This window comes from Pseudomonas sp. HMWF021 (assembly GCF_003061005.1).
Taxonomy (GTDB): Bacteria; Pseudomonadota; Gammaproteobacteria; order Pseudomonadales; family Pseudomonadaceae; genus Aquipseudomonas.
The window spans coordinates 9,455-13,547 of record NZ_QAIK01000157.1 but is presented as its reverse complement, the minus strand read 5'-3'; the positions used below and the strand labels follow the sequence as shown (position 1 = coordinate 13,547).

Annotated in this window: 3 protein-coding genes; 1 reads left to right on the top strand and 2 read right to left on the bottom strand. The window is 59.2% G+C overall.

All coding sequences use genetic code 11. The annotated features are described in order from the left end of the window. A partial coding sequence (locus DBR18_RS22550; protein ID WP_108591975.1) for a Zn-dependent hydrolase occupies positions 1-982 on the bottom strand: 982 nt, incomplete at its 3' end. A gap of 153 nt (positions 983-1,135) precedes the next feature. After that, complete coding sequence (locus DBR18_RS22545; protein WP_108591974.1) at positions 1,136-2,620, bottom strand: NCS1 family nucleobase:cation symporter-1; 1,485 nt, start codon at positions 2,618-2,620, stop codon at positions 1,136-1,138. 623 nt (positions 2,621-3,243) lie between these two features. Here DBR18_RS22545 and DBR18_RS29740 point away from each other — a divergent pair. Then, the coding region (locus DBR18_RS29740) for an amidohydrolase family protein (protein ID WP_371921136.1) at positions 3,244-4,093 on the top strand (850 nt) is incomplete at its 3' end.

The window sequence follows — 4,093 nt, the reverse complement described above, 5'->3', positions numbered from 1 at the left end:
GTTCATAGGTCAATCCGTGCTCTTCGCAAGTGGCGTCGATGACTTGCTTGACCTCGGCGATCATCGAATCCAGCCGCTCCGGTTGCAGATGGCGGAAGTCGAGGGTCATGCGCACTTCGCCGGGAATGACGTTGCGCGAGCCGGGGTAGGCTTGCAGGCAACCGACGGTGCCGCAGGCGTGGGGTTGATGGCCGAGGGCGGCGCGATTGACCGCGCCGACAATCACCGAGGCGCCGACCAGGGCATCCTTGCGCAGGTGCATCGGCGTCGGGCCGGCGTGGGCTTCGACGCCGCGCAACTTCAGGTCGAACCACTTCTGCCCGAGCGCGCCGAGCACCACGCCGATGGTTTTCTGTTCGTCTTCGAGGATCGGGCCTTGCTCGATGTGCGCTTCGAAATAGGCACCGACTTTATGCCCGCTGACTTTGCGTGACCCGGCGTAGCCGATGGCATTCAGGGCTTCGCCAACGCTGACGCCGTCGGCATCGACTTTAGCCAGGGTTTCTTCGAGGGTGAATTTTTCCGCGAACACCCCGGAACCCATCATGCACGGAGCGAAGCGCGAGCCTTCTTCGTTGGTCCAGACCACCACTTCCAGCGGCGCTTCGGTTTCCACGCCGAGGTCATTGAGGGTGCGCAGCACTTCGACTCCGGCGAGCACGCCGAAGCAGCCGTCGAATTTGCCGCCGGTGGGCTGGGTGTCGATGTGGCTGCCGGTCATCACCGGTGGCAGGTTCGGATTGCGCCCCGGGCGGCGGGCGAAGATGTTGCCGACTTCATCCACCGTGACGCTGCATCCGGCGTCCTTGCACCACTGCACGAACAGGTCGCGGGCCTGGCGATCGAGGTCGGTCAGGGCCAGGCGACAGACCCCGCCCTTGACCGTGGCGCCAAGCCTGGCCAGTTCCATGAGCGAGGCCCAGAGGCGGTCGCGGTTGATGTGCTGATGGGTGGATTGCAGAACGTCTACGGCTGCGTTCATGTTGATCTCCTCAGGCAGTTTCTTATGCTATTTCTGTGGTGTTTTCCAGGCCGCCATCGCTGGCAAGCCAGCTCCCACAGGTTTGAGTGAACTCATGGTTTGTGTACGACTTGATCCTTGTGGGAGCTGGCTTGCCAGCGATGAGGCCCTCATTTACACCGCTGTTTTCACGACCGACGGATTAGCGCGCATCACGCACAACCCGTAATAAATCACCCCACCCAACGCCGAACCGGTAAACCAGCCATAGCTGTAAAACCAGCTGAACGCATCGCTACCCAGCGACAGCAGGGTCAGCACTACCGGCACGCCAAACGCGGTAAACCCGGCCCAGTTCCACGCCGGATACACGTCGTCGCGATACAACCCCGCTAGGTCCAGTTGCTGTTTCTTGATCAGGAAATAGTCCACCACCATGATCCCGGCGATCGGCCCGAGCAGGCTCGAATAGCCCAGCAGCCAGTTGGAATACACGGTCTCGAGGCTGACATCGGAGACGATCAACCCGAGTTTTTTCAGCAGCTCGTGGGCCATCAGCGCCAGCCCGACGAAGCCGGTGAGCAACACCGCTTTGGTGCGGTTGATCACCTTGGGCGCTATGTTCTGGAAGTCGTTGGTCGGCGAGACGATGTTCGCTGCGGTGTTGGTCGACAGCGTGGCGATGATGATCAATGCCATGGCCACGGCAACCCATACCGGGCTCTGGATATGCCCGATCAGGCTCACCGGGTCGGACACCGTAACGCCGACCAGTTTCACCGAAGCGGCGGTCATTACCACCCCCAGCGAAGCGAACAGGAACATGGTCAGCGGTAGACCGAAAATCTGCCCGAGGATCTGGTCCTTCTGACTCTTGGCGTAGCGGCTGAAGTCGGGAATGTTCAGCGACAGCGTGGCCCAGAAGCCGACCATTGCCGTCAGCCCGGCGGCGAAGTAACTGACCACGCTCGCGCCTTCCGGGCGTTTCGGTGGAATCGCCAGCAGCTCGGTCATCGACACATTCGGCATCGCCCACACCAGCAGGCCGATGCCCACCGCCACCAGCAATGGCGCGGACAGGGTTTCCAGCCACTTGATCGACTCGGCGCCGCGGATCACCACCCACAGGTTCAGCGACCAGAAGATCATGAAGCCGATGACCTCCCCTGTTCCGCCGAGGGACTTCCAGCCGTCGAAGATCGAGCCGAGAAACAGGTGAATCGCCAATCCGCCAAACATCGTTTGAATGCCGAACCAGCCACACGCCACCAGTGCACGAATCAGGCACGGCACGTTGGAGCCGAGCACGCCGAACGACGAACGCAAAAGCACCGGGAACGGAATGCCGTACTTGGTGCCGGGGAAAGCGTTGAGCGTCAGCGGGATCAGTACGATGACGTTGGCCAGCAGAATCGCCATCAGCGCTTCGCCGACGGTCAGGCCGAAATACGCAGTGAGCACGCCGCCGAGGGTGTAGGTCGGTACGCACACCGACATGCCGACCCACAGCGCGGTGATGTGCCATTTGTTCCAGGTTCGTTCGCGCACCTTGGTCGGTGCCATGTCGTGGTTATAACGGGGACTGTCGAGGACGTCGCTGCCGGCTTCGAGTTCGAACAAGCCGTCGCGCTCGGTCACTTGCGATCTGTTCTGTTGCATGGCCGCTCCACTGTTCTTCTGATTATTTTTTTGCTCATCAGGCGACTGCACACCAGGTGCGAGCCGGACGATGGCCGGAGGAACTGACAACTTTCTTGCACCGGCCAAGGTGTCAGCGGCGGCATCAATAAACGTGCCGGGTACTCCGTCTGACGCTCAGGCAGTGCTACAAACGCATTGCAACTTTCTGATAATTCACGGTTTTAATTATTCACCGCAAGAGTCCGCGAAAACTTGTCTGCACGCTCAGGCTAAACGTTTGCCAAGTTGCTCGAACTGTCAGGACTCAATCTGGTGCATTGCACTTTTTTTCATCACGGGCGATCAACCGCAGCTCAACTTCAAGCGGCTGATTTCACATAGGAAATCTTGCTCATATTTCCATCCTGTCAAGTGCGTCAAAATGGTGAATGGCCTCACCATTTTGGTGATTTGCAGTTTTTATCGTTATTTTTCATACACTTAAAACAGTCATAAGCTTATAAAAAATAATCTTGATCAATCGTGAAACTGCGACTAGCTTCTATTCCTGACAGCGCTGACAGGAATACGCCGATCAACGTTGTTCATCAATAAAACATTTAGAACCGACACAAGTCGGTCATGCCTGCGAGGAACTCGGAATGTCTCTGTTGATCCGTGGCGCCACCGTTGTTACCCATGATGAAAGTTATCGCGCCGACGTCTATTGCGCCGACGGTGTGATCAAAGCCATCGGTGAAAACCTGGATATTCCCGCCGGTGCCGAAGTGCTCGACGGCAGCGGCCAATACCTGATGCCCGGCGGCATCGACCCACACACCCACATGCAACTCCCGTTCATGGGCACCGTGGCCAGTGAAGACTTCTACAGTGGCACCGCTGCAGGTCTGGCCGGCGGCACCACGTCGATCATCGACTTCGTGATTCCCAATCCGCAGCAGTCACTGATGGAAGCGTTTCACCAGTGGCGCGGCTGGGCCGAGAAGTCGGCATCGGACTATGGCTTTCACGTCGCGATCACTTGGTGGAGCGAGCAGGTGCGCGAGGAAATGGCCGAGCTGGTCAGCCATCACGGGATCAACAGCTTCAAGCATTTCATGGCCTACAAGAACGCGATCATGGCCGCCGACGACACGTTGGTGGCGAGTTTCGAGCGCTGCCTGGAACTCGGTGCCGTGCCGACCGTGCACGCGGAAAACGGCGAACTGGTCTATCACCTGCAACGCAAGTTGATGGCCCAGGGCATCACCGGGCCGGAAGCGCATCCGCTGTCGCGGCCATCGCAAGTGGAAGGCGAAGCAGCGAGCCGGGCCATTCGCATTGCCGAGACCATCGGCACGCCGTTGTACCTGGTGCACGTCTCGACCAAGGAAGCGCTGGACGAAATCACTTACGCCCGCAGCAAGGGTCAACCGGTGTACGGCGAAGTGCTCACCGGGCATCTGCTGCTCGACGACAGCGTCTACCAACACCCGGACTGGCAGACTGCCG